The organism is Bariatricus sp. HCP28S3_D3, from assembly GCF_052065755.1.
Lineage (GTDB): Bacteria > Bacillota > Clostridia > Lachnospirales > Lachnospiraceae > Allocoprococcus.
Window position 1 is genome coordinate 31911 of sequence record NZ_JBQHTK010000022.1, and the last position, 23519, is coordinate 55429.

At 45.1% G+C, this 23519-nt stretch carries 25 protein-coding genes and 1 pseudogene; 24 read left to right on the forward strand and 2 right to left on the reverse strand.

What is annotated here, in order from left to right; translation table 11 throughout:
* Positions 1–69 precede the first annotated feature (69 nt).
* Positions 70–2892, reverse strand: a complete 2823-nt coding sequence (locus ACTNB3_RS12695; protein ID WP_441026128.1) for a hypothetical protein — start codon at positions 2890–2892, stop codon at positions 70–72.
* A 337-nt stretch (positions 2893–3229) separates the two neighbouring features.
* Between ACTNB3_RS12695 and ACTNB3_RS12700 the strand changes: the two genes are divergently transcribed.
* The 24 genes from ACTNB3_RS12700 to ACTNB3_RS12815 all read left to right on the forward strand — a co-directional run bounded on the left by ACTNB3_RS12700 (position 3230) and on the right by ACTNB3_RS12815 (position 23210).
* Positions 3230–3553, forward strand: a complete 324-nt coding sequence (locus tag ACTNB3_RS12700; RefSeq protein WP_441026130.1) for a hypothetical protein — start codon at positions 3230–3232, stop codon at positions 3551–3553.
* Entirely contained in the window at positions 3543–4370 is an 828-nt protein-coding gene (locus ACTNB3_RS12705) for a hypothetical protein (protein WP_441026132.1), read from the forward strand. The genes ACTNB3_RS12700 and ACTNB3_RS12705 overlap by 11 nt, the downstream gene beginning before the upstream one ends.
* On the forward strand, positions 4371–4814 hold the full coding sequence (locus ACTNB3_RS12710) for a hypothetical protein (protein WP_441026134.1): 444 nt from the start codon (positions 4371–4373) through the stop codon (positions 4812–4814). It abuts the gene before it with no gap.
* A 5-nt stretch (positions 4815–4819) separates the two neighbouring features.
* Positions 4820–5806: a hypothetical protein gene (locus tag ACTNB3_RS12715; protein WP_441026136.1), complete on the forward strand. Its 987-nt coding sequence runs from the start codon at positions 4820–4822 to the stop codon at positions 5804–5806.
* Between the two features lie 16 nt (positions 5807–5822).
* Complete coding sequence (locus ACTNB3_RS12720; RefSeq protein ID WP_441026138.1) at positions 5823–7073, forward strand: OmpA family protein; 1251 nt, start codon at positions 5823–5825, stop codon at positions 7071–7073.
* Between the two features lie 399 nt (positions 7074–7472).
* Complete coding sequence (locus ACTNB3_RS12725) at positions 7473–8855, forward strand: leucine-rich repeat protein (protein ID WP_441026140.1); 1383 nt, start codon at positions 7473–7475, stop codon at positions 8853–8855.
* Positions 8837–9406 (forward strand): DUF6273 domain-containing protein, encoded by a 570-nt coding sequence (locus tag ACTNB3_RS12730; protein ID WP_441026142.1) that lies wholly within the window; start codon positions 8837–8839, stop codon positions 9404–9406. The genes ACTNB3_RS12725 and ACTNB3_RS12730 overlap by 19 nt, the downstream gene beginning before the upstream one ends.
* 870 nt (positions 9407–10276) lie before the next feature.
* On the forward strand, positions 10277–11830 hold the full coding sequence (locus tag ACTNB3_RS12735) for a PcfJ domain-containing protein (protein ID WP_441026144.1): 1554 nt from the start codon (positions 10277–10279) through the stop codon (positions 11828–11830).
* Between the two features lie 130 nt (positions 11831–11960).
* Entirely contained in the window at positions 11961–12806 is an 846-nt protein-coding gene (locus ACTNB3_RS12740) for a Card1-like endonuclease domain-containing protein (protein ID WP_441026146.1), read from the forward strand.
* A gap of 16 nt (positions 12807–12822) precedes the next feature.
* Entirely contained in the window at positions 12823–13854 is a 1032-nt protein-coding gene (locus ACTNB3_RS12745) for a hypothetical protein (RefSeq protein ID WP_441026148.1), read from the forward strand.
* 231 nt (positions 13855–14085) lie between these two features.
* Entirely contained in the window at positions 14086–14835 is a 750-nt protein-coding gene (locus ACTNB3_RS12750) for a YbjN domain-containing protein (RefSeq protein WP_441026150.1), read from the forward strand.
* On the forward strand, positions 14835–15434 hold the full coding sequence (locus ACTNB3_RS12755; RefSeq protein ID WP_441026152.1) for a ClpP family protease: 600 nt from the start codon (positions 14835–14837) through the stop codon (positions 15432–15434). The genes ACTNB3_RS12750 and ACTNB3_RS12755 overlap by 1 nt, the downstream gene beginning before the upstream one ends.
* On the forward strand, positions 15431–16789 hold the full coding sequence (locus tag ACTNB3_RS12760) for a type IV secretory system conjugative DNA transfer family protein (RefSeq protein ID WP_441026154.1): 1359 nt from the start codon (positions 15431–15433) through the stop codon (positions 16787–16789). The genes ACTNB3_RS12755 and ACTNB3_RS12760 overlap by 4 nt, the downstream gene beginning before the upstream one ends.
* 15 nt (positions 16790–16804) lie before the next feature.
* Positions 16805–16960, forward strand: a complete 156-nt coding sequence (locus ACTNB3_RS12765) for a PHP domain-containing protein (RefSeq protein ID WP_441026179.1) — start codon at positions 16805–16807, stop codon at positions 16958–16960.
* Between the two features lie 19 nt (positions 16961–16979).
* Positions 16980–17699 (forward strand): hypothetical protein, encoded by a 720-nt coding sequence (locus tag ACTNB3_RS12770; protein ID WP_441026156.1) that lies wholly within the window; start codon positions 16980–16982, stop codon positions 17697–17699.
* A gap of 179 nt (positions 17700–17878) precedes the next feature.
* Positions 17879–18118: a hypothetical protein gene (locus tag ACTNB3_RS12775; protein WP_441026158.1), complete on the forward strand. Its 240-nt coding sequence runs from the start codon at positions 17879–17881 to the stop codon at positions 18116–18118.
* A 68-nt stretch (positions 18119–18186) separates the two neighbouring features.
* Positions 18187–18501 carry a hypothetical protein gene (locus tag ACTNB3_RS12780; protein WP_441026160.1) on the forward strand — a complete coding sequence of 105 codons (315 nt, stop codon included), beginning with the start codon at positions 18187–18189 and terminating at the stop codon, positions 18499–18501.
* A gap of 15 nt (positions 18502–18516) precedes the next feature.
* Positions 18517–18732, forward strand: a complete 216-nt coding sequence (locus ACTNB3_RS12785; RefSeq protein ID WP_441026162.1) for a hypothetical protein — start codon at positions 18517–18519, stop codon at positions 18730–18732.
* A 2-nt stretch (positions 18733–18734) separates the two neighbouring features.
* Positions 18735–20189 (forward strand): hypothetical protein, encoded by a 1455-nt coding sequence (locus tag ACTNB3_RS12790; protein WP_441026164.1) that lies wholly within the window; start codon positions 18735–18737, stop codon positions 20187–20189.
* Positions 20170–20652, forward strand: coding sequence for a WG repeat-containing protein (locus ACTNB3_RS12795; protein ID WP_441026166.1), 483 nt, complete (start codon positions 20170–20172; stop codon positions 20650–20652). The genes ACTNB3_RS12790 and ACTNB3_RS12795 overlap by 20 nt, the downstream gene beginning before the upstream one ends.
* Before the next feature lie 17 nt (positions 20653–20669).
* On the forward strand, positions 20670–20858 hold the full coding sequence (locus tag ACTNB3_RS12800) for a hypothetical protein (protein ID WP_441026168.1): 189 nt from the start codon (positions 20670–20672) through the stop codon (positions 20856–20858).
* Between the two features lie 3 nt (positions 20859–20861).
* Positions 20862–21458, forward strand: coding sequence for a hypothetical protein (locus tag ACTNB3_RS12805; RefSeq protein WP_441026170.1), 597 nt, complete (start codon positions 20862–20864; stop codon positions 21456–21458).
* A gap of 103 nt (positions 21459–21561) precedes the next feature.
* Complete coding sequence (locus tag ACTNB3_RS12810; RefSeq protein WP_441026171.1) at positions 21562–21879, forward strand: hypothetical protein; 318 nt, start codon at positions 21562–21564, stop codon at positions 21877–21879.
* A gap of 203 nt (positions 21880–22082) precedes the next feature.
* Positions 22083–23210 (forward strand): hypothetical protein, encoded by a 1128-nt coding sequence (locus ACTNB3_RS12815; protein WP_441026173.1) that lies wholly within the window; start codon positions 22083–22085, stop codon positions 23208–23210.
* Here ACTNB3_RS12815 and ACTNB3_RS12820 read toward each other — a convergent pair.
* Positions 23177–23519 (reverse strand): annotated as a pseudogene (locus tag ACTNB3_RS12820) (recombinase family protein); the annotation flags it as partial. The gene ACTNB3_RS12815 and the pseudogene ACTNB3_RS12820 sit on opposite strands and share 34 nt — an antisense overlap.

Sequence of the window (23519 nt, forward strand, 5' to 3'; positions counted from 1 at the left end):
GGGCAGCAGGGAAGATTTAAGCTGTGTGTGATTACTCCCCCTGCGCCCTTTTGTTTTAATAACAGTTGATTATTTCTCGCTCAAAATATCTTCCTCTTCAATGACCTCCTCTGGATATAGTGCCGTAGTTATTATTTCAGCGGTTGATTCTATATTCGAATTATCAATAACTTTGAAATCTAATGGTGTTGTAATACCAGCTTCTCCGATGTTTGCATATCTTTTCTTTTGACTGACAGGCATACTGCTATATTCAGCTTCATTATAAAGTGCATTGGAGAAGTCCTTTAATTCGTTTAAACCACATATACAGCCGTGTAATTTTGCTATATACAGCTGGTGCTTAGGATTACCGGCTTTCATATAGTTTAGAACTTGATCAGAAGTAGCAGCTTCCCAACCACGAGATAAGGCCCACCTTAACCATCTCGAATGCTCAAACATCAGGAGATTTTGCTGATTGGATAAGCGGTTTGAGGTAAAAATACCTGCGATTTCTTCAATATCTTCCGGTGCTAGATTCGGCATAATTCTTGAATCTGATGATATGATATGCCCTGTATCGCAGGCTTCTGTTTGAAATAAACGATATGGCATTGAAAGAGCTACTGCCATAGATGAATCCCGGTTATAGCTTCTGGAAAAATAATCTTTCAATTTTTCAAGCTTTTGAGTTCGGGAATCTGAAGCCTTAATACGACAATATTGTAAGTGCGTAGATTGTGCTACCTTTTCTAAATATCCTCCATCTAATTTTTCAAAAGAATAACGATCATTTATAATTCCAAACGGTTTGACATTGTAGTTGTTGAACCACTGGTCGCCACTGTCTACATTTTGAACAACTATATGCTCAGATAAGTGAGCAATATTTAAATCTGGACAATAGAAGGTGATTGTTGGCAGAGAACTGTTTTGCGGTTTTTGATCAGAATCGATAAGATTACGAATGGATAACTCTCGTAATTTGATCGCAAAATTCAAATTCTCTACACTGTTGCCAATATCTACTACGTAATAATTGTATGCGGTTACCGTATTTTGGCACTCACGAATGGCGTTGAGTGTTGCACTGGAATTAATGGAATCTACTTCATAGGGTTTATTAATAATAACCTTTGAAACAGAATCAGAATCAGGTGTTTTTCCATATATACCAGGGCATTCAAAACGTAGCCTCTGATCGATTTTTTTTGCATCAGGGCCGATAATGTTAATTGAAAGCGTGAATTTACTATAATTAAAGCATCCGAGCCAAAAGGCTTCCTTTACCAGCCAACAAGCCAATTCTGGATTCTGATTACTAATAATAGTAAAAGATAAAGTAATGGCTGTATTACGCAATGTCCGGGCGGAAATATGTTGAATCGGTCGGAACAAAGGATATTGGTATAACAAATACTGAGCAGCCCATTTATTGTCATCAATGATATACACGCGTATAGTGTAATCTCCCAGTCTCTTCAATGCGGTGTCAATTAATGCGGAGTATTCATCTTCTTTCGCCCGTATATAAATTGCTGTTTTGTACCAACGAAGTAGCGTCTTTGTACTGTTTGCCAACTCAGTTTTCTTTTGTAAAGACGATATATGATTTAGTATATATATCAAATCCTGAAAATTCTTTTCTGAATTGTCGTCAAGTAACAGAAAACGGCAGTCGTTGTTTAAATCTTTTATGGAATTAACTTCCTGTTCCCATTGCGATTGTGTAGCTGCAAAGGTTATTAATTTCTTGCGTTCTTCTTCATCTTGCATTTCTTTTGGCAGAGATTCTTTGAAAGCTGCGGTATATTTATTTACTGCGTTAAGAATGATTCTGGCTTTTCCGTGTGCCTGCGAGAGATTACGTATAAGAGGTATCGTTTCTAAGTCCTGTTTATATTCATCTTTGTAACGCTGGACTGCAGATGAACTGCCAAGATGGATGGCTTCTAATAATAATTCTCTGGCATTAACATACTGTTTGTCATTGTTTTTGAAATCGCCCATTTGCTTCTTGGCGATGCTTTCGATATGAATATTATGATCTAATACACACAGGGCACAGTGGTAATAAGCATCTGCGATGATATCGTCATCTGCCAATTTGCAATTGGTTATTTCTCTAAAAGTCTTCGCCGCACTTTCATAGTCATTGCCATCAAATAACTGATGAGCTGTTACCGATTTGGCCGCGACGTTTTTCTTTTCTGAATCGACATAATCTGTTATCTCCGCATTGCTCTCAGAGGAAGTAGCGTTGTTTGAAGACTCAAATGGGAAAATAAAGTTTGCTAAATCCAAAGCCTGTTTTTGGTTTTCGTCCCAAATTGGCCATGTTGTTGCTATACAGATAAGGCAGGTGATCCGATCAAGAAACTCTGCCTTTAAAAGAGTCTCTTTATATTTTTTTAATATTAGATGGCGGTCAAAATGCTGCTCGATTAAATCCTGAACATCTTCTTCATATTTTCTTTTATAATCTGACGGGAAAAGATCAAACAAATCCCCCAGTTTTTTCTTAAGGTTTTGAGTAAAAGGAAAAGAGTAGTAACTGAAGTTCCCGGATTTTGCACAATTAAAGATATGCTCAATCACAGCTTTATAGTCTTTTTTTCCCTGTGCAATATTAAAGTATTTGTTAAATTGGGACTTCCTTTTGTCTGTAATATCGATACCGTCAGACCGTAAGCGATATTCTTTATCAAGAAGCATGCGGACAAGGACCTTCTGCATTTCCTCGCCTTCGTCAGAATCAAATCCCTCGGCGGATTCACCACCCAAATACATATGTATGGAATAATTGTCCATATACTTTTTTAAATCGTCGCTAAACTTTCTAGGAAATAAAACTCCCCATGTAATCATCAATTTACCGTTGGTACTTTTCTTAAGATCAATGATTTGCACGTTTTTCGCCTCCCTGTGTTTTTTTGAAAATTGCAGATTATATTACAATAGAAATGGTCTGTAATACAAAAGGAAAAACTAACACCATTCTATCTCATACTATCATATTTCCCTTGTAATTTAAAGGTATATCAAGCAGCTTGAACAACCATTTACAGATTTAAGGTTATGTTATTGACGTTTTTTGATTTTTAATGATATGGCTGAAGTTTCAAAAAACGAGGGCTTAAATGATATGTAAGTTGCTTAAATAAGCGATAAGTGAAATTCAAGCAACTCCTTTTGAATGGTTAAATAGAATCATCAAGAAACAACAGCACAGAAGGAGGGAAACAGCATGAAAAAACTCAATGCAAAACTCGCAATCCAGAACACTGACCGCATCACCATCAATAACACCGGTGATCGTATCAAGTTCTACTATAACAACAGCAACAGAAGAGAGGACGCGACCTGCTTTTATGAGATTCCGTTTTCTCTCTCAGTCAAGAAGTACTTTGGCTGCCATGGCCGCACCATCAGTGAGCTCTATGGCTTCAAGGCCTGGTATAACAAGAAGCTTACAAGCGTTGTAAAGACGCTGTTCCGTGAACTGGAGCATTCATTAACCAATGCAAAGACTGTAGCTGCAAGACAGGAGGTGATCTGCTATGAGAGATAACATTACCAACAGCACCATATCTACCGGAAGAGGAAAGGAGGCTACATCTGTGGATAGAGAGAAGATGCGCAAGCAGCGCTATAAAAAGGTGAATACTGGCAAGGGAAAGAAGGTCGGTTTCTTTGAATCCATCGGCCTGAAGATCAAAGGTTTCTGTGATGGTCGCAAGGGATTTCCTCGCCAGACCGATAAGTACGACTGGTATTCCCCGTTTATGAACCAGGAAGTAAACAGTTTTGAAGAATTCTGTAGTCATACCTGGGGCAGTCTCCAGATCGAGAATGAAGGAGAGTATGCCCGTATGGAGGAACTGATGGACGGTATCCTCCAGAAGAAGGAACTCCTGGAGGCAGCAAGAGACGATTTTGCTGTTGCGACTAAAAGAGAGAATGACTCAGAATCTACGCGAAAGAAAGGCGAAGATAAGCTGACAGACACTCAGACACGCACAAGACGTAAAGCTGAAAAGGAGAAGAAGCTGGCGCCGTTAAAAAGCAAGGTGGCAGGTTTGGAGCAGGAACTGAAGGACGCAGAGGAGGCATTTTCGGATCTGCACAGTAAGCTGGTCGAGGATGATAACACGACCCGTCTGATCTGTCATCGTGTCAGAGACCATATCCTGATGCGCCTCGATGTGTATTGGAACTCCGCGATAAGACGTCATCCGGATGGTGCATCCATGCCGGTTGTGCCGGTACTTGAGCTTAAGGATGAGGCGGAAGAAGCCTACTTTCGCCCGCATAAGGAAATGATGAAGCGTGCAGCTGCGATCCATGATGCGATTCGGGATGAAGCAGCAGAGAAGGAGGTGGCGTAAATGTTTGGAAGAAAGAAAAAAGAGCAGGCGCAGTTCAATATGATGGATGATTCAAGAGTGACTGTATACGACTTCATGCGCCGTATGCAGTGCCTGTTTGAATCCTATCGTTCCACAGATTACAGACTCTATCCCGGACTCTGCGAGGAGGAGATGAAACCGAAGCTGGACAGGCATCTGGAGGTCCTTTTTGCCGGGGATGTGGACGATGCCAATGGTGATATGCTCGACAATATCATCTTTGGTCCGTACAGAGAGTCGGTGCCATACCTGAACGTCCAGCGCCTTAATCACAAGGATATGAACCGTCGTCTGGTGGCTCGCAGGGTTTCCGACCGCGCGGATTTCGAAAGGATTCGTGATGAGCGAAAGGAAGAACTGGAGCGTTTGGAACAGGAATATGAAGATATTTGCAACAAGATGGTTGCTGTAGAGGAGGGTTAAGCATTATGAGTAAAAAGAATAAAGAAATCTACTCGGTGGACAGAAAATCAGGAGAAATTACGAATGAATGCCTTCATTATAACAATCGTAAACGCTTTAAGGCGGATACGCCGTTTGATAACAGCATTATACCATACCTGATCATGGTCTTCTGTGCGACAGTAGACGGTGTCGTATTCTACAGCTTGTTCAGCAGAATCTCCTATGACAGCCCGATGATGCTCGGGGTGCAGATTGCAGGTTTCCTGTTTGGCTTTGATATTGTCCCGGTTTTCATCGGTATCCAGTATAAGCGTCTGCGACAGGGAATCACAAAGGACAGGTTCGTACTGGTCATGGCACTGGCTGTCTGTGGTCTGGCATTTGCTATGAACATCGCTCTTCGTATTATGACCATTGATCTGATCTCACCGTCAACGGTTAGCACGGCAACCAGCTACATGGGTACGGTAACACAGGAAACTACAGAATCCGGTATCGATACTACGGCAATCGCACTTACCATCTTCGGTATGGGTATCCCTGTAGTGACTTCTCTCGGAAGCTGCCTGATCAGCTTTATCACATACAATCCGCTGAAAATCAAAAAGCAGCGTACAGCTGAAATGATGGAAGATACCAGAGATGAGGTCAGACGTTTTGATGCCATTTTAGACGACTATGATGCTGAACCGGACTTCGCGGAGAATATCGAAGCGGAAGACGAGGCCAAGTATCAGGAGATGCAGATGATGCACAAGGCTAAGGTGATCAGCTACTGTGATTATGTCAGAGAACGTCTGAAGGAGCAGCTGGGTAACCCGACTTCCAACAACGTGCTTTCTGAATCCGTCTGTGAGACCATCCTTGCCAGACTGGATAAAGAGCTGGGACTACTGAATACGCAGGCTGTTTCGAATGCACAGGCTGTTGCAGAACCTGTGATCGATGCACCAGCAGAAAAAGAAACAATTTACACCACAATGATCCGCACTAATAAAGCTACTGCTTAAGGAGGAGGAGATTTCTATGAAAATGAGATTTGCATCATTATTTACAACCATCTGTTTAGCTGCTTACGTAGTCGGGCTTGCCGGCTGTGGAAGCCGGACATCTGCAGAAAAGACATCTGCAGAAGAGGCATCTGGCATGAATGCCGTATGTTATGCCATTGCTCCAACGGCCAATTCCCAGGGGCTCAACATGAGTTCCCCGCTTGTACGGGATACCATCTATGATACGATCCTCGATTATGGGTATATTTCGGTGGTGGTCGTTGATGGCAATCCGGAGTTTGTTGCGGCAGACAGCTATGATATCGATGCAAAGTATAAGAAAGCATCCAAAGAGAAGCTGAAGACCGATGCCCGCGCAAAGGCAACGAACCTGATTGCATATATGGAAAGTCAGGTTGCCAATGACGCTCAGGTTGATTACCTGGAAGGCTTGAGAATGGCGGTACGTTCCTTATCCTCGCTGGAGGGTTATGATTCCAAGACCATCGTGGTCATCGGAACAGGCCTTTCCACACAGGGAACGCTCAACTTCCAGAATAATCTCCTCTCTGTTGAGCCGGAGGCTGTGCTGGACCAGCTGGAAGAAAAGAATGAGATTCCGGATTTTACCGGCATTACCGTAGTCTGGCAGCAGATGGGCGATGTGGCTTCTCCGCAGGAGGATCTTTCACAGACACAGAGAAAGCGTCTGCAGGAAATCTGGGGCGGTATTGTTGAACGTGGCGGTGGCACCTTTGTTTACAATGACATCATGGCGAATCCGGTGGATACAGAGGTCTCTTACCCTTCGGTAGACACAGTAGAACTCCCGATGGAAACCCCTATTGGCTTTGACGAAGCGATGTTCGATACGGAAGATGAGAGCATTCTGGAGGAGCCGGTCATGCTCACTGAAGAGCAGGTATCCTTTGTATCGGATAAATCCACATATTTGAATGAAGAGGAGGCAGTGGCGACAATCCAGCCGATTGCGGATTACCTTATCGAACATGAGCAGATTACGGTCCTGCTCGCCGGTACCACGGCAGGGGATGAGGACAGCGATTACACTATGACACTTTCGCAGGAAAGGGCGGATGCAGTCAGGGATACGCTGATCCAGCTTGGAGTTGAGGAGTCCCGCATTGTTACGGTGGGGCTCGGATCCAGCGACCCATGGCATGTATATGGTGCAGGTTACGAAGGCAGCATTGCTTCGGGAAACCGCAAGGTGGTGCTGCTGGATGCATCGAGTGACACAGCAAAGGATATTTTAAGTGAATAGGTACAGGTTTCGGCCCTCTGCCGATAGGTCAGTAAGACTGTCAGCAGGGGGCGGGCTGGTTTTATGGAAGAAGTTTCAAAAAACAGCATAATTTCAAAAATTCAGTTTCCATATCGGATTCGGACTTGCATATAAGAAAGCGTTTGAGGGGAATATGATATCCATTGTAAAGAGGATGAACCTTGAAAATTAAATGATCGCTCGAGCAACGAACAGGGGCGGGAAGGCATTGCGATGACAGGTAGTTGAGCGAGCCGAGTTCCTGATCACGGGCAGTCCTCGGACAGGAGGCTTCTCAGGCAAGCTGTGAACGGCTTATTGTTTTAAGCCCCAACCGCAAGGGTAGTCGATGAATCGGCGAGAGAGAACGAAGGCAGAGATTTTTCGAGGAGGTATGGCATGAAAAATACATCATATAAGCCTGCTGTAATGGCAGAAATCAGCTGGACACTGGATGACATGGGCGTACTTACAATCAGCGGAGCTGGAAAAATGCCGGATTACGCTTGCGGCAAAAAACCTGAAGCTCCCTGGGAAGAGAGAAAGGACGCCATTGAAAGCCTTGTGGTTGAGGATGGTATCACGGAGATTGGTATCAACGCTTTCAGAGACTGCAGAAATCTGAAGTCTGTAAAGCTTCCTCATACGGTTCGCAGAATCCATGGATATGCATTCCATGATTGTATCGGTCTGGAAATTATTGAGTCAGAGCGTAGTGAGTGGAGATATATCTACGACAAACGACCGACTGCAGAAGCAGATACGGTGATCTTCGGCGTAGAGAGCTTTCTGAACTGTCCGTGGGCAGCAACAAAATGGAATAACTACTATCTGCAGGATGGTGTTCTGTATGTCTGCTTCACAGGAAACGGCAGAATGGAAATCCCGGAAGGAACTCATACACTGTATCAGTTTTCCATGGCAGATATTGCGGTGGATGAGATCATTTGTCCGTCAACGCTGGAGCGAGCAGAAGCATTTGCTTTTTCAGGCACTATTGTCAGAAAAGGAATCCGGCTTCCGGAACAGATGGAATACATTGATCGCTATGCACTGGCAGATAGCAACTTTGGCTCTATACGGCTTCCGAAAGGATATGCTCCAGCAGGTATGAAGAATAAAAAGACATATCTGTACGGTGATGAAAAGATGCTGGATCTGAAGCGAGCACCTGAGTTCGTCGGTAAGTATTATCTGGGAACAGAGAAAATCAAGGGTAGCGATGGTTTCAGGCGTCTGAAGATCATGGAGCGCAAGCCGGTCTTTCATAAGAACGGACAGGTTACATCAGTATGGGATAATGATTATCTGGATGTAGGAAAGTCTGTGCTCAGCAAGATACAGAGGGGTAGTGCCCTCGTATGTATCGAGCATGAGGACGGAAAAGTTGTCTGTGTAAAGGTAATAGCAATGCGACGTATCGAAACATGTGCCGGAGCAGATGTTCACGAGAATATTCCCTGTGTCTATCTGATGTATCCGGAGCAGAACGGTAGCAGTATTTTACCGTGGAGAGATTCCTACACTTTCTTCCAGTCTTCTGAAGTTCGGGACGGCTTTCTGGATGGCAATGGCAAGGCATTGGCCGAAAGTGGGAAATTACGGTTCCGTCATCAGGATACTCATGAAGAGTGGTTCTGGTGTACTCCGGATGAGAATGAATGGTGGGGACTGGCATTCGGTGCTCTCAGGCTTTGGCTTGCAGAGCATCCGGAGATTCGGGTCGATACCAAGGAAGAAAACATGGAAGAGGATGCTTACAGATGGTTCGTAAGCGTGTAAAGCAGAGGTGTATGATGAGCGATTTTAAGAAGAATGGCAGTTTACAGGATATTATTTATCAGACAACAGACAGAGGAAAGGTAGGTATGGATATGAATCCTGAGAACAGACAGAAGGAAACGGTTGTATTTGGAAACTATGCGGAGCAGGGAATTGAATGGCTGGTTCTTGCGGAGGCGGATGGAAAAAAGCTTCTGATCAGCAGAGATGCACTGGACGCAAGAGTATACCATGACCTGCAGGAAGCAGTGACCTGGGAGGAGTGTAGCCTCAGAAGCTGGCTGAACAAAGAATTTTACAGAGAAGCTTTCAATGACGAAGCGCGTGCGAAGATTTGTTTGAGCGAGGTCAGGGCAGACGAAAATCCCGAGTGGAAGGTGGAGGCGGGTAATGATATAGAGGATCATATCTTTCTGCTGGGTATAAAAGAGGCAGAGCAGTATTTTGACTGCGACAGGGATCGAATCTGCAGACCAACACAGCATGCGCTTAATCAGGGTGCCTGGTATGCGTGGGATTTGGAGGAATTTGAAGGGAATTGTAACTGGTAGCTCAGAACGCGGGCTATGCGCCGAAGAGTGAGGGCTATCTTGCGGCGTATGTTCATTTTACAGATGCTCTCAGAACCAGTGGAATCGGTACCTATAACCATAAAGAGGACGGTGCCCGACCGGCGATATGAGGGAAGACAGAGTGATTATAATCGTCGGGCGCAGAGAGTATGAAATGCTCCGAAAAAAATAAAGGATTGGTTACAGGCTCTTGAGTGTGTGGCATGAATGCCATCAATGAAGAACTTGTGCTGTCTGTAGAAGTTTCAAAAAGATACACCGATTTCAGGCTTTTTGTTTCTGCAGAGGATACAGACATTCATAGAGGAAACAGCGGTCGGAAGATAAGATACACAATGTAAAGAGAAGATAAAACGTCAAAAAGAAGGAAGGGGATAAAGACTGCAACTGAATGATCAACTGAGCAGTGAACAGCGGCGGGAGCATCGCGATGACCGAGGGGAGCGTGCAAAAGTCCTGATCACGGGACAGATCTCGAGCAGGAGGCCCTCCCAGGCAAGCTGTGAATGGCTTTCATAAGCCCATCCCGCAAGGGTAGTCGGAGAATCGGCGAGAGAGATTATAGTTTGGATCTTTCGAAAGGAGCTGCTATGAAACAGTTTAAATACTATAAATTAAAGCCAGGAACAGAATTACGTGCAAGAAGCAGATTATCATCCGGAACATCTTATCCCTGGGTGATATGGAAGTCCCTGTAAGGGTTGAGGCTGAGTATCCAACGTTTATTCTTGTGACGGTTCTTCCACATTACAGTCTGAATGGCTTCAGTATGACTAAGCCGTATCGGGTGACTTTTCATAAGTATAATATTATGCACGGCGACATTTTATTAAATGGAGGTGCAATCAGATGAGTTATGGCATTATGGAATATCTTTCATTTGGAACAAGATTATCAGCAAGAAAACTGACAGAGAGGCTGATGGGTGAGGTGAGATATCTCATCCGTACCCATCAGTGGTATTTTTATCAAACGATGGAAGAAGTGCAACAGGCTCCATATCTGGGGCGAGATTATGCAGAAGTCAAGACGTTTTTTATGCGATACAAAGGGCAGGAGATGCTGGTTGTGATTCTGTGTTTCCATAATCAATGGTATGTTACTGACTACGGATTTAATTCATTTATCTGTTGTGTTTTTGCTGATGATTATGTCTATACATCACAAGTCCTTTCATTCCAGAAACTATGGAACTTAAATCTGCAGTGGGACGAAGAAATTTTTGAAAACTTAAGCAGATATGATGCTATGCATCCGCAGACAGGACTTGCTGCATATCTGGGGAGGTATAAGCAAATGAAAAATTCTTCCGTCTGCTTTGATCCGATTCAGATGAATTTTCTTATTCCTTTGTTTGCACAGCACCATAAGGGTTTGGAACTTTTAGTTCAGGCTGAACTGTATCATTTGGCGGGAGCCATGTTTCGGTGTGATTCGGGAGAAAATCCTGTTCTGGCAAAGGATCAGGGTACTTACAGTAATCTGAAGGAATGGCTGGGAGTATCACATAATGTCCTTAAAAAACTGGATCAGATGCTTAAAGATGATAATGGTCGTGATGATCAGTTACGAACTCGATTCGCGGGAAAAGGTTGGTGGCGTATAACAGGACGAAGCAGGAACACCTACAGGCCTCTAACCAATCAGGAGTTTTTTGCAAGACTGGCAGACATTGCTGATTACAATTCGGAGTATTTGAATTTGCTTGCCTTTACCCCATCGGTGCTGCAGTTTTATATGGAAAACCATCTGATCCATCACAAGCCAAAGCATGGTGATTACCAGATTAGCAGGCATATTTCCGGCGTGGCAAGAATGACGGATCAGCAGGTACTGATGTTGATTCGGTATATTACAGAGTTGCCTGGCCCTGAAGCGCGTGATTATATGCGTTATCTCGATTATTGCGGTAAATGTAAAGGGCTGACTGTGAGAGACTATCCATTCGGCCTAAGGCCCAGGGACACCTGTCATGCAGCTGCAAAGACATTGGATATGTATGAGTACCTGTATGGGACAGAACTGTCAAAGCGATTTCGTTACAGAATCAGAGCGGCGGCTTATCAGTTGCTGAAGAGTGATAAGGATGGATGTGTTGTTGTGGATGATTATTGTGTCAGTATTCCTGAAGAAGCAGAGGACTTAGTCAGAGAATCCGACAGACTGGGACATTGTGTGCAGGATTACTGCGAAGCTGTCGCAAACGGTAGTACTTACATACTGTTCTTAAGGAGAGCGGATAAGCCTTACGTCACAATGGAAGTCACAAAAAGATACAGATTGGTCCAGGTGAAAGCCAGAGAAAATGAGCCAGCGACGCTGGAAGCTCAGCAATATGTTCGGAGATGGGCAGAACAAAAAGGCCTGATAATCGATACAGATGACCTGTATGAGACAGCCTAAAATTTCAAAAAATGGTTTCAAACAGGTTTCTTTCAAAACAGAACCCGTCAGATGATGAAACAGAAAAGCTATGAGAAACTGTACTTGTAAAGGAAAACAGCTATCTCATCAGAGAGGAGGAATGCTTCATATGTTGAAAGCAAAAGCACTTTGTGCAGTGAATGGCAATGCGGCTCCGGAGATCAGACCACTGATGTCAGTGGTGGAGGCTCCGGCCCCTGCAGCTGACATACATGGCAACGGCCTTCATGACCTGATCGGCGGTATGCAGAATATCGTGATTGAGTCGGTCGGCAGTGATGAAAAGATACCGGAAGCGGTTGGACAGCTGGCAATCAGAATGATGAAGAACAATGTTCTCATCAAAGATTTGCTGCATGAGCTTCGCCAGCTTTACATCCGTGGACAGAAAGATTTCCGTTTGTCACTGGCAGGCAGAAGTGATGCGGAGAAGAAGCAGATCATTTCCCTGTTTCAGGACATGGCCGGATTTGCTGGCAATATACGTTATTGTACGGAGTTTCAGTCGTTAAATGGATCGCTTGTTATGATGCCGAATGCTCAGCAATTTTTGACTGGTCAGTATCTTGAACTTGCAGTATACCAGACCATCAAGGATGTACTTCAGGAATTGTCGGTGAAGTATCATGCAGGTTATGAGATTTATCGGAATGTCCGTGTGGCAGACATAGAAGGCAAGCTGAAGAATGAATTTGACATTGCCTTCCGGTTCAATGGAATCTGGTACATCGTGGAATGTAAGAGTGGCAAATGTTTCTCTGACTGGGGTAGCATTGCTGACATTGGATTGACATATAATGTCGTACCTAATCGTCTGCTTCTGGTGGATTCCTTCATCTCAGATAGTTGGGCACAGCAGATTGAGTATGGATGTCAATACTATGTATGTAACCTGTCGGCAAATACCCTTCAGGAGAAGGTAACGAAGATGGTCATCAACGACCTGGCAGCGTGAAAGGAGCGTGGCATATATGAAGAAGGTGGAAAAGTTCAACGATACTGTAAATTACAGCAACAGAGCTTTCGATTTTGGTTTCAGAGCGGACCATATACCGGATAGCCCGGTATATGCGGCCCGCGAGGGTGAAGAAGTCTTCATGACGGTGCTCCCTTTCAATGGGGTGCCTGTTGAAGAAATCGAAGAGTCCTTTGACGCGGTCGACTTTGCCGTGGCTGAGGAGCTGGGACGCAGCAAGTATTTAAGTTCTCTGCAGATATACCAGTTTGTAGGACTCCGTGGTTTCACAGTTCAGCGGCAGGGCATTCGTAATCGACTGAACAAGATGATGAAGCTGAGGGTCATCCGCGAGTATGAGCTGAAGACACCGGAGGCGGAAAGCGGCCTGAAAGTATACGACCTAGACTATAAAGGTTTCCAGATTGCTCGCCACAGAGGCGTGCTCTTTCATAAGGGCAACAGATACCTTAGCAACACAAAGAAGCAGGAACTTGACGCGTTCGATACAGCAGAGGATATTAAGAGAATTCTTGTTGGCAACATGATCTCTCTCGCTGGTCTGATGAACGGAGTCGCATGCGAACGCTTCGGCATCATGGAAACCATGCGTCCTTCGCAGGAGCTTCCAATCACAGACGGCTGCATCATCAGGACTGCTGTAAATATTCAGCTGGATGAGGAGTCGATCCTTCTGTATGAGGTGGTCAGATCCACTCCACATGCAATGCGTAAGCTGGCAGACAAGGTGAGCCGCTACTATACCCTAATCAATGACAACCGTTATCGCGAAAACAACTATTACGGGCACGAGGCTGTGCCGCAGCTTATCATCTGTGGCGAGAGTTATGAGCACTGTGTAAAGATCGATCAGTATCTTCGCAGCAGAGATCTGATCAGCGAGACAGACAGCCTGCTGTATACCGAAGATCTGTTTTATGTCCAGCAGACTTTGCAGACTCTGTATGAACTGGATGAGGCAGGAAACCGTACCTGGTATATCCTGCCGGAGCGACAGATGGTTACCGATATGGAAAGGAGCGCATAGGGAGGCCTTCGGGTCTCCTGGAAAGGGGGAATAAGACATATGGGTGTTATCAACATAGAGGCAGCAGTGGGGATATTACCGCAGAGGGCACAGAAAGGAGGTTCTTCTATGGGTAACAGACGAGAGACAATCAGGGGTGCAGATGCAGTCTGCATGACGCAGGATGCATGGGAGTTGGCTTTGGACAGTGTGAATACGAGTACTTTGAGATAGATGAAGGGAGAAAAAAATATGCGTAGATATGAATATTCAGATGAAATCGTTAATGTTGTTAAGAAGTTCCTGGCAGATGATGACTGGCATTATTTTTTTAACGAGGATGCCGGAATCTTCAGATTCGACCTCGGGATTAGAAGCAAAATCCAGAGCATCAGCTATTTGATCGATGTCCATGAGGATGAGTTCGTCACCTATGGCATGTGTCCCATCGGTGCTGACCGTGAAGATCCTGAGATGATGGCGCAGATGGCTGAGTTTATCCTCCGTGCCAATTATGGGCTGAAGAACGGATGTTTCGAGCTTGACTTCAGGGACGGAAAAATCCGCTTCAGAAGCTATGTCGACTGCGAAGAACAGCTGCCTTCCACGGCTGTGGTCAAGAACAGTGTATACTGTACGGCTGCAATGATTAAGCGCTATGCGCCGGGTATCGGGGATATAATTTTCGGCGGAGCTGCAGCAAAAGATGCCATCACTAAGTGTGAGAAGTCAAAAGAGGAGGAACTCCACTCAGCTGAGGATGAACTTCGTTCTGATCTGGAAGAAGCACTTGAGGGAGATATCAGTGAAGAAGCTGTCGGAGCATTTCTGTCCCGTCTGGCCTCGGAACTCGGTATTACCGACGAGGACGATGACAGTCACGCAGATGAAGACAGACCAGAGGGCATTCGCCTGAATCCTTTCGAAGGTGAGAGCGGAGACGGTTTGAATCAGCCTCATATCGGGATGGACCTGTTTGCAGCGGAAGGAGGTGAGGCCTGATGAGTACTCCTGTATTACTGAAGAGCAGCAGCGGTATTCAGACGGTATCGATTGAATCCAAATTAATGAGCGACCATCGCAGGCTGTTTATCACCGGCGAGATCAATGCGGATAGTGCCATGGATTTCTTTAAGCAGGTAATGCTTTTGAACCTGGAGGATGACAAAGCACCTATCTCTGTGTTCATCAATTCCCCGGGCGGGGAGATTGATAACGGATTACTGATCTATGATACCATTGTCGGTTCAAAGGCTCCAATCCGTACATTCTGCAGCGGATGCGCCTACAGTATGGGAGCGGTCCTGTTTACCTGCGGTAAGGAGAGATACATGCTGCCGCACAGCAAGCTGATGATCCACCAGCCTCTTCTTGGGGGCAAGATCGGGGGAAATGCATCCTCTATAAAATCCATTTCTGAAAGCCTGTTGGAAACGAAGGCTATGATGAACAAGCTCCTGGCATTCCATACCGGGAAGACAGAAGCAGAAATGGATGAACTGACATCCTATGACCATTACTTCTCAGCCCAGGAGGCGCTTGAGATGGGGTTTGCGGATGGAATCAAGAGTTTTAAGGAAATGATGGAGGGCTGTGCATGATTAACACCGATGGACAGATTAATGTAAATGACATCTCTTTTGATGAGAAGATGTTATTAAAGGCCGATGGGAGCAACGATACCGACAGACTGATCCTCGGAGATGGGGAAAACTGTATCTTCAGTTCGAACTCACAGAAGACCGGACTGAATAATAACATTCTTGTGATCGGCACTTCCGGCTGTGGCAAGACGGTCAGCATCATAGAACCGCGTATTCTGGAGACATTTAATAGGAGTCTCATCGCCACGGTGACGAAGCGCAGGATTGTGAAAAAGTACTCTGTGGTGATGAAAAAGCGAGGATATAATGTATGGGATCTGAATTTTGTACATCCCAATGAGGGGAATTGTGGATATGACCCTCTGATGCATATCGGTTCCTATAACGACATCACGTTCCTTGCTCGAAGCATTGTGTTGGCCAATCCTCAAAAGGCACAGTCAAATGCCGATCCGTATTGGGACGATGGTGCCACAAGCCTCTTCTCAGCTGAGATTTCCTATGTATTGATGACCAAGGATAATCCCACCTTCGCAGATGTGCTGGATTTCCATAACAAGCTCACATTTGAGGAGAGGAGCGGCGTTATCTCAACAAACTATGACCGGAAGTTTGACTATCTCGCTGAAAAAGATCCTTCATGCTTTGCTGTGTCCTGTTGGAAATCATTTAAGCAGTTGCCGGTGAAGACGGCCAGCTGCATTTTTTCCGCACTGAATACTACAATTGATTCCATTTTTACTTCGGAACTGAAAGAAATGTTTCGCATGAAGAAGATGGTGGATCTTGAAAAGCTGGCATCTGAAAAGACGGTGTTATTTATAACAACAAGTCCCGTGAATTCTTCACTGAACAGCTTCATTTCCTCCTTCTATGGAACATTGTTTAAGGATCTGTTTGAATATGCTGAGGAGCAGCCTGACGGAAAGTTGCCTGTGCCGGTCGATGTTCTTGCGGACGATTTCGCCACCGGATGCCCCGTACACATGTTTGAACAGTACGTGTCCATTTTTCGCGAGAAGGGATTGTCTGTCACGGCTCTGATCCAGTCAGAGTCACAGTTAAGCTCACTTTATGGCAGTGATAAGGCGACCACTATCATTAACAACTGTGACACGATAGTCTTCCTCGGCTCTATGGATCTGGAAACAGGCAGGAGCATCTCCGTGAGGGCAAACCGGCCGCTGGAGGACGTCCTGTACATGCCGATCGGGTCTGAAATCATCTTCAGACGTGGCATGAAGCCGATTTTTACAAAGCGATATAACATCTTCCAGAACGAGATGTATAAGAAAGCGACGGCGGCTTATGAGAAGCATGTTGAAAAAGAAATGTCTCAGGCTACACGTTAGAAAGGAGCCGGGAGGATCGATCTCCATCTCCATACTATAAATAGTGACGGAGATAATACCCCTGATGAGGTCATCAGGCTGGCTGCGCAGGAAGGTCTGCAGGTTATCGCTTTGACAGATCATAACAAGCTCTCTCTCCGAATCGTTAACAGTAGGAATGTCTCGGAGTGAAATCTCTGAGCATTGAGACATGACTCTGCACCCTGGATGTGAATTTCCTGTATTCTATCCGGTTCCGACATGGAATGGAGAGACAACCGAGATTCACGTAATCAGATTCTTCACCGATGGAGTTGATCTGGATGAATTTGCGGACATTTTCGCTGATCTCGAGGAAGGAAAGCAGCAATATGTCCAGGCAATTCTGGGACAGCTGAATGAACGTGGCATCGATATTACTTTAGAAGAGGTGGAAGCTGCTGGCAGGCGAACCGGACATTCCGGGCGGCATAAGATTGCAGATATCCTACTCCAAAAAGAATATACAGAAAATGTGGACGAAGCGTTTGAACGCCATATCGGAAATTTCTCGCCCTTCTATATCCTTGCGACCAGCTATATCCATTTTGCACCGCTGGATGAGGTTGTCAGGCAGATACGGGCTTCCGGAGGGCTGAACATCCTAGAGCATCCCTGTGGGTATGCCATGGATGAATCAGAGATGGAAACGCTGATCTCTGGCTTCAAAGCTGCAGCAGGCAGTGTCGCCGGTATGGAGGTCTATTATGAGCTCTATGTCAGAAATCCGAAGAGGATGGCATTCCTGAAAAAAATGGCAGAGAAATATGAGTTGTTTGCTTGTGTGGCATCTGACCGGCATCGTGGCGGGCAACTGTTTGCTTCCACAGATGGTTTGGACTTGTATGAGAAGATGCTCCGGGCTCTATGCGGTGAAAATAAAACGGAATAAGTAGGTGGCTCAGGATAGCGATCTGAATGGGGATGCATGCGCATTGCTATTCAGACTCTGTTTATTTCCTGAAAGTTTCAAAAGTAGTTTCGAACCACACACAGGACTTCGGATGATGAAATAGCAGAAAGATAGGAAAGTATAGTTAACAAATGACAGAGATGGGAGGGTGATTGGCAATGGTACAAAGCAAAGCTCAGAACACATATGTACATCTTAGGAATTATCTGATGTGGTTCACAAGATTAAGAGGCAGATCGGATGAGAAGGAACTGGCATATATCCTGAACCAGACACTGATTGCGGTGCAGGAGGCCATGTACTACGGACTGGGAATGAGCGAAGGAACCTCGGACTGGGAAGATATCGCTTTTATCAGGGATTATGTCAGAGATTACTTGTATTCAGGATATGGCTAGGCAGGCTGGAAACAGATAATTCAAAAGAAGTAGAATTGGAAGAAACAATTCAGAGGGAGGAGAGCATCATGAGACGGGTTCGCAACATTTCTGTAAAAGAAATACTCAGTATGGAGCGCTCGTTTCCGGCGTTTCTCCTTTTGATCGATACCATAACGGAACTGGCCGAAAATGAAGCTTCCGATCCGGAGGCAAAGGATAATGAGCTGCTGTTGTTCCAGCGGCTACTGGAGGATTATCCTGAACTGCCTTTTTATAAATTCGCGGAATTGTTTCAACTGGTAGGCAGGAACCTGAAGGATGAGGCTTACCAAAGACTTGTTACATTTGCGTTTCATAAGCAGGACAATCTGGATATTCATGGAAGGAAAGAAAATGTGTAGAGGGGGAATGCGCATATGGCCTATAAAGCAGAAAGACAATTGGAGCTACTGATGGGTGATTACAGAGAAATGAAGCACCTAGAATTGCACACGAAAGATCCGGTGATCAAGGAGGTTGTTTGTGACGGCAATAACAACTATTCCTGTGTGATAGAAAACCTGGAGGATGCTATGAAGGACATGCTCCTTCAGCAGTACCTTGTAGCGGAATTGGCGAAAGGGGATGATTGACCATGATTAGGAGGATACTTAAGAGCAAATGGAGCCTGGTGATCATGCTGGCTACATGGTTGGTACTGATCTGGAGCCGTACATTTATCGGAATGGCGAATGGATGCGGAACAACGGCATTCGAAATCCTTGGAAAATGTGCGCTGACAGTGTTCCTGACCTTTGTGTGGGGATGCAACCTGTATGCCTGGGATGATGAAACCGGATTTTTCTATATGGAAGATGAGACAGATAGATTCATTCCCGTATCAGTGAAAAAACACTCTGAGGGGACAGCTGGTGGGGAGGTGGATTCCGAGGAGACAGAAGATGCGGAAGATACAGGCGTTTCAGAAGAACAAGCAGATTGTGAAGATGAAGAACCTGATGAAGTTGAAAACCTCTTTATGAAATTGCTTGAAACGGAAAACTGTCACCGCGAACTTGTACATAGCTCCGGTCTGCGGAATTCACTTTGTGTGGTTCTGACTCTCACGGTGATCTGTCTGCTGTCCTTCGCATTATCAGGCTGGACGGATTGGCTGGATCTATTTGGCGACAGCACTTATATACAGATTAGCTGGTTCGTCATCAACAAAAAATATATCTATGATGTACTGGTTGTAATTGTATTCCCAATCTGGACGACCTTCATTATCAGGAAAGTGAAGGAAAGTGAGTTTACTGCAGGAGCAGTATTCTCCGGAATTATGCAGATACTGGCGTTGACACAGATCGGATTCCTGCTCTACATGGGAAGAACCAATATATGGCTAATAGAAATGGCAGTCTTGAATGTGATCACATTGATTCTGGCCGTCCGGGGATATGCTTGGAAGCACATTCGGAAAAAGGGAAATGCCACAGCACTTCTTATCATGTATGCCCTGTTTTGGATTGCGCTGATATCTATTTTCTATCACAGCGGCCAGTCCGTTGCCGGATTTATGGGATTTATGGATACGACTCAGGCAACCAGCTATTTTACAAACGTTCATAAAATAGCTGAAAATGCATCTTTTGTTGGACAGAGTAGCACCCTGTTAAATGATCCCTATGTAATTTCCTTTATGAAAGATAGTCACTATCTGATTCCCAGTGTACTGTTTTATGGTGGATGGCTACCGGCAATTCTGCTGATGTTTGTGGAAGTTATTTTCATTGTTGCTCTGGCGGGGGTACTTGTTCAGGCAAGGGAACATGATGGAAGAGATATTATGTTGGATATGATCTGGGGTGGATTTCTCATCCGTGTGGTTATAGGATTTCTGTACTCATTTGGCGCGCCGATACCTATATTACTTCCATTTACAAGCACTGCAGGCATTATCGCGGATTCCATATGTATGGGGATGCTGCTTATGGGATATCTAAACAGAAAACTGAATTTGTGGTGCAAGCTGTATGAGTACTGCGACTTGTATGATGACTATTTTGAAGATTGGGAGGACGATGAGTATGAAGATGATAATGAGTAGGTTTCGAAATATACTGAAGGAAAACATATTACTCCTGATTCTTCTGATCGGCTTCGAGGTTGTTGCGTTTCTTCTGCTGTGGAAGTGTTCAATGAAAGAAGTTTTGAGAAAAACTAAGACGGCGTACGATGCTGAATGGGATTACTTGTTTAATGCTGAGACAAAGATGTTCGGAGAACAGGTGGTGATCAGAAATGAGGAAGCCTATCTGGTAGACGAGTATACCGGTGAAGTCCTGGCGGGACCATATGCAGGAATTGCAGGAGACGATTTTGAGTTTTCGTATGGAATCGCAAGATATATAACGACGGACGGACTAATCGGATTTATTGATGACGAAGGTCATGAAATTACGCCGGCAATTTATACAGCAGCATCGGAATTCACAGAAGGCACTGTACTGGTAACAGATCAGGAGGGTAATCAATACGAGATTGACACAGATGGATGGAAGATTCCATAGGGAAAGCGGGGAATGTAATGAAGGGTGATAAGCGTTTGGGATTTCTGAAGAGTATACGACTGCCATCAGAGGAGAAGAATGGTGGAAGCACACAGGAAACACAGAGCAATCAGGAACATAAGATGACAAGTCAGGAAGAGCTTGATCTGCAAAAGGAGCTCGAGAGGCGTTTCGACGAACTCTTTGGCACTACATCGGAGGATTGAGGTATGAACAGGCAGAGAAAAATACTGATCATTAGCAGACCGTCGCGAACAGGTTCTGGAAGCCACGAAGAACTGGGAAAACTGTCAGGTGATATCTGTCTTTGTCAGCTCACCGCTGAAACAATCTACAGGAGACTGCTTGACCGGCAGACAGAGTCCAGCGAAGAGATCATAGACAGACTTCGCACAGGGCCGAATGAGATCAAGAGAAGAAAATACTATGACGAGGTGATTACGAATGACAAGCTGGAACTGGGAGTGGACCACCTTTACAGAGCGTATCAATATATCTGTGCGGGTAAGTCTGAAGCGGATGAGACCATGACGATCACAGATGACATGATGAATATCTATGATCTGGATGACTGTTCCACTGAATTGAGAATGATTGCAGATAGGCTGGACGATAAAGACTCCGTAAAAGCGCTTTTCAGAGGAGTAGAACAGTTCTTTCAGATTCGAGGCTGGATAAAGAAGCCTATCGATTATGCCGAGAGCTGTCTGCATGGCGTTTTATCACTGTACTGTGGAGGACACATCCGCCCTGCAGGAAGCGGAATTTATCACTTCCGAGCTGCTGGTATGGCCGGTGGAAGGTGATACGAATGAACGATGGAGGATGCGCGGCTATACGCGGCTGGGTACATTTCGTTTCTATGAGCCGAAAAAACAGGATACAGTTTGAACTTATAAGTAGTGACAGGTGAAAGCAGAGAATCTGGAAATTAATGCGGAGATCGGTGAAGCAATAAAGATGCTATACCGGGAGTTGCTGGATCTCCGGATATATCTTCTGGAACGTTGTATCGAGGAAGGGAGCAGTAAAGAACTCGAGGTTACAGATGACATGTCTCACGAGTATGTGGAGTATCTGGAAAAAGTGTTGGAATGGATGAAAGATGATGTCAGCATGCCTTTACGCCCTGAGGTAATCGATACTCTCATGCAGGAACCGGCAGTGATGGCTGTCTTTCGGGGACGGATTCTTAAACTGGAGAAAATTCTCGATGAATTGAGATAGGGAATGCGTGTTGCGTCTAAGGCCCGTGCGGTTAGATATGTTCCCCGGATGGAGAACAAAATCTGTCCGAGTCATTCTGTCGTTTCAGAGGTTTCATTTTTAAGTTTCAATCAACTCCAAACAGCGAAATGGCTGAACCATGTTCAGATGGTGTACAAGAATAATGTACCCGTATTATGGTCATTTTTAAGGAGGATAATACCATGATGAACAGAGAATGGGAAGACTTCTTTGGTGTCGAAGAAGTATATGACATGGCAGACGCTGCGGCTGATACCTATGTAGGCGCAAAGAGGGATGCGTTTGCGGCCCTTGCATCCTGTATCAATACCAACGGCTGTGTGGATATGGTCTGGATGATGGATGCGTCCGGACTTGCGCTTGATGAGTTGACAGAAGCTCTGGAAGGTGCCATCTATCAGGATCCGGAGATTTATGACATCTATCATGCGGATGATCAGGGCTGGATGCTGAGAGCGCAATATCTTTCCGGCAATATCAAAACAAAGCTGGAGACAGCGAAAGAACTGAACAACAAATATAATGGACGCTTTGAGGTAAATGTCGCTGCACTGAAAGCGGCGATGCCGGAGAAAGTGGACTTCGAGGTGATCGGTTTCGGCCTTGGAAGTCCTTGTATTCCGGAAAAGTATTACTCACTGTTTGCCAAAGAGGTGCTTGGGCTGTTCTGCCTCCCGGAGATTCATTACTCTACGGCGCTTGGCCGTTGGAAGATTCTGATTTCTCCCAAGGCGAGAAATGCAGTCCAGAACATCTATACCTATGGTACGAAGCGACTTACGGCACTTCAGATCATGGAGACAACTTTAAACGGCGGAACCGTGAAGGTTTATGATGAGATCTCCCGGTCGGAACGCAAATCCGGTGTTGCCAAGGTGCTGAATAAGGTCGAGACACTGGCTGCTCAGGAGAAGCAGAAACTTTTGCAGAGCGCATTCCAGGAGTGGGTCAGAAAGGATCCTTCGCGTGTGAAGCGCATGAAGGAGATTTTCTATGACACCTATGCCTGCAACGTGGCAGGCAGATACAGTGGCGGTTTCTTGGACTTGCCTGAGCTTGATACAGAACATTTTACACCGTACCCGCATCAGAAGGATGCAGTGGCAAGGATAATCCTGGAAAAGGATGTGCTGTTGAACCACAAGGTGGGCACAGGCAAGACAAGCATCATTATCATGGGCGTTCATGAGAGAAAGCGTATCGGTCTTTCTGATAAGAACCTGGTTGTTGTGCCGAACAATGTACTGGAAGCCTTTGAGCGCACACACCGTCAACTTTACTCGCAGGACAGCATCCTGCTGCCTCCATAACAATGTAAATAATTGTCTGATAACTGCTTTACGGTCGTTTCAGCAGGCAAATCAGACACAAAATTGCAGGCAAGTGCTGTGATTTCTTCCTTTGTCTTTACGATGTTGTATGGCTTCAATGAATTATCCGTAGCTTCCAGGATTCCTTGCTCTTTCATCAGCTCGATATAGGGCATGATATTTTTCTTTGTCTTCTTGATTCCAAGCGCTGTTATGTGTTCTGCAAGATATTTCGCAGATGTAAAATTCCGTTTTTCCTCAGCAATCAGCTTCATGACAACAGCAATGATCGTATTCTCACGACGGTTC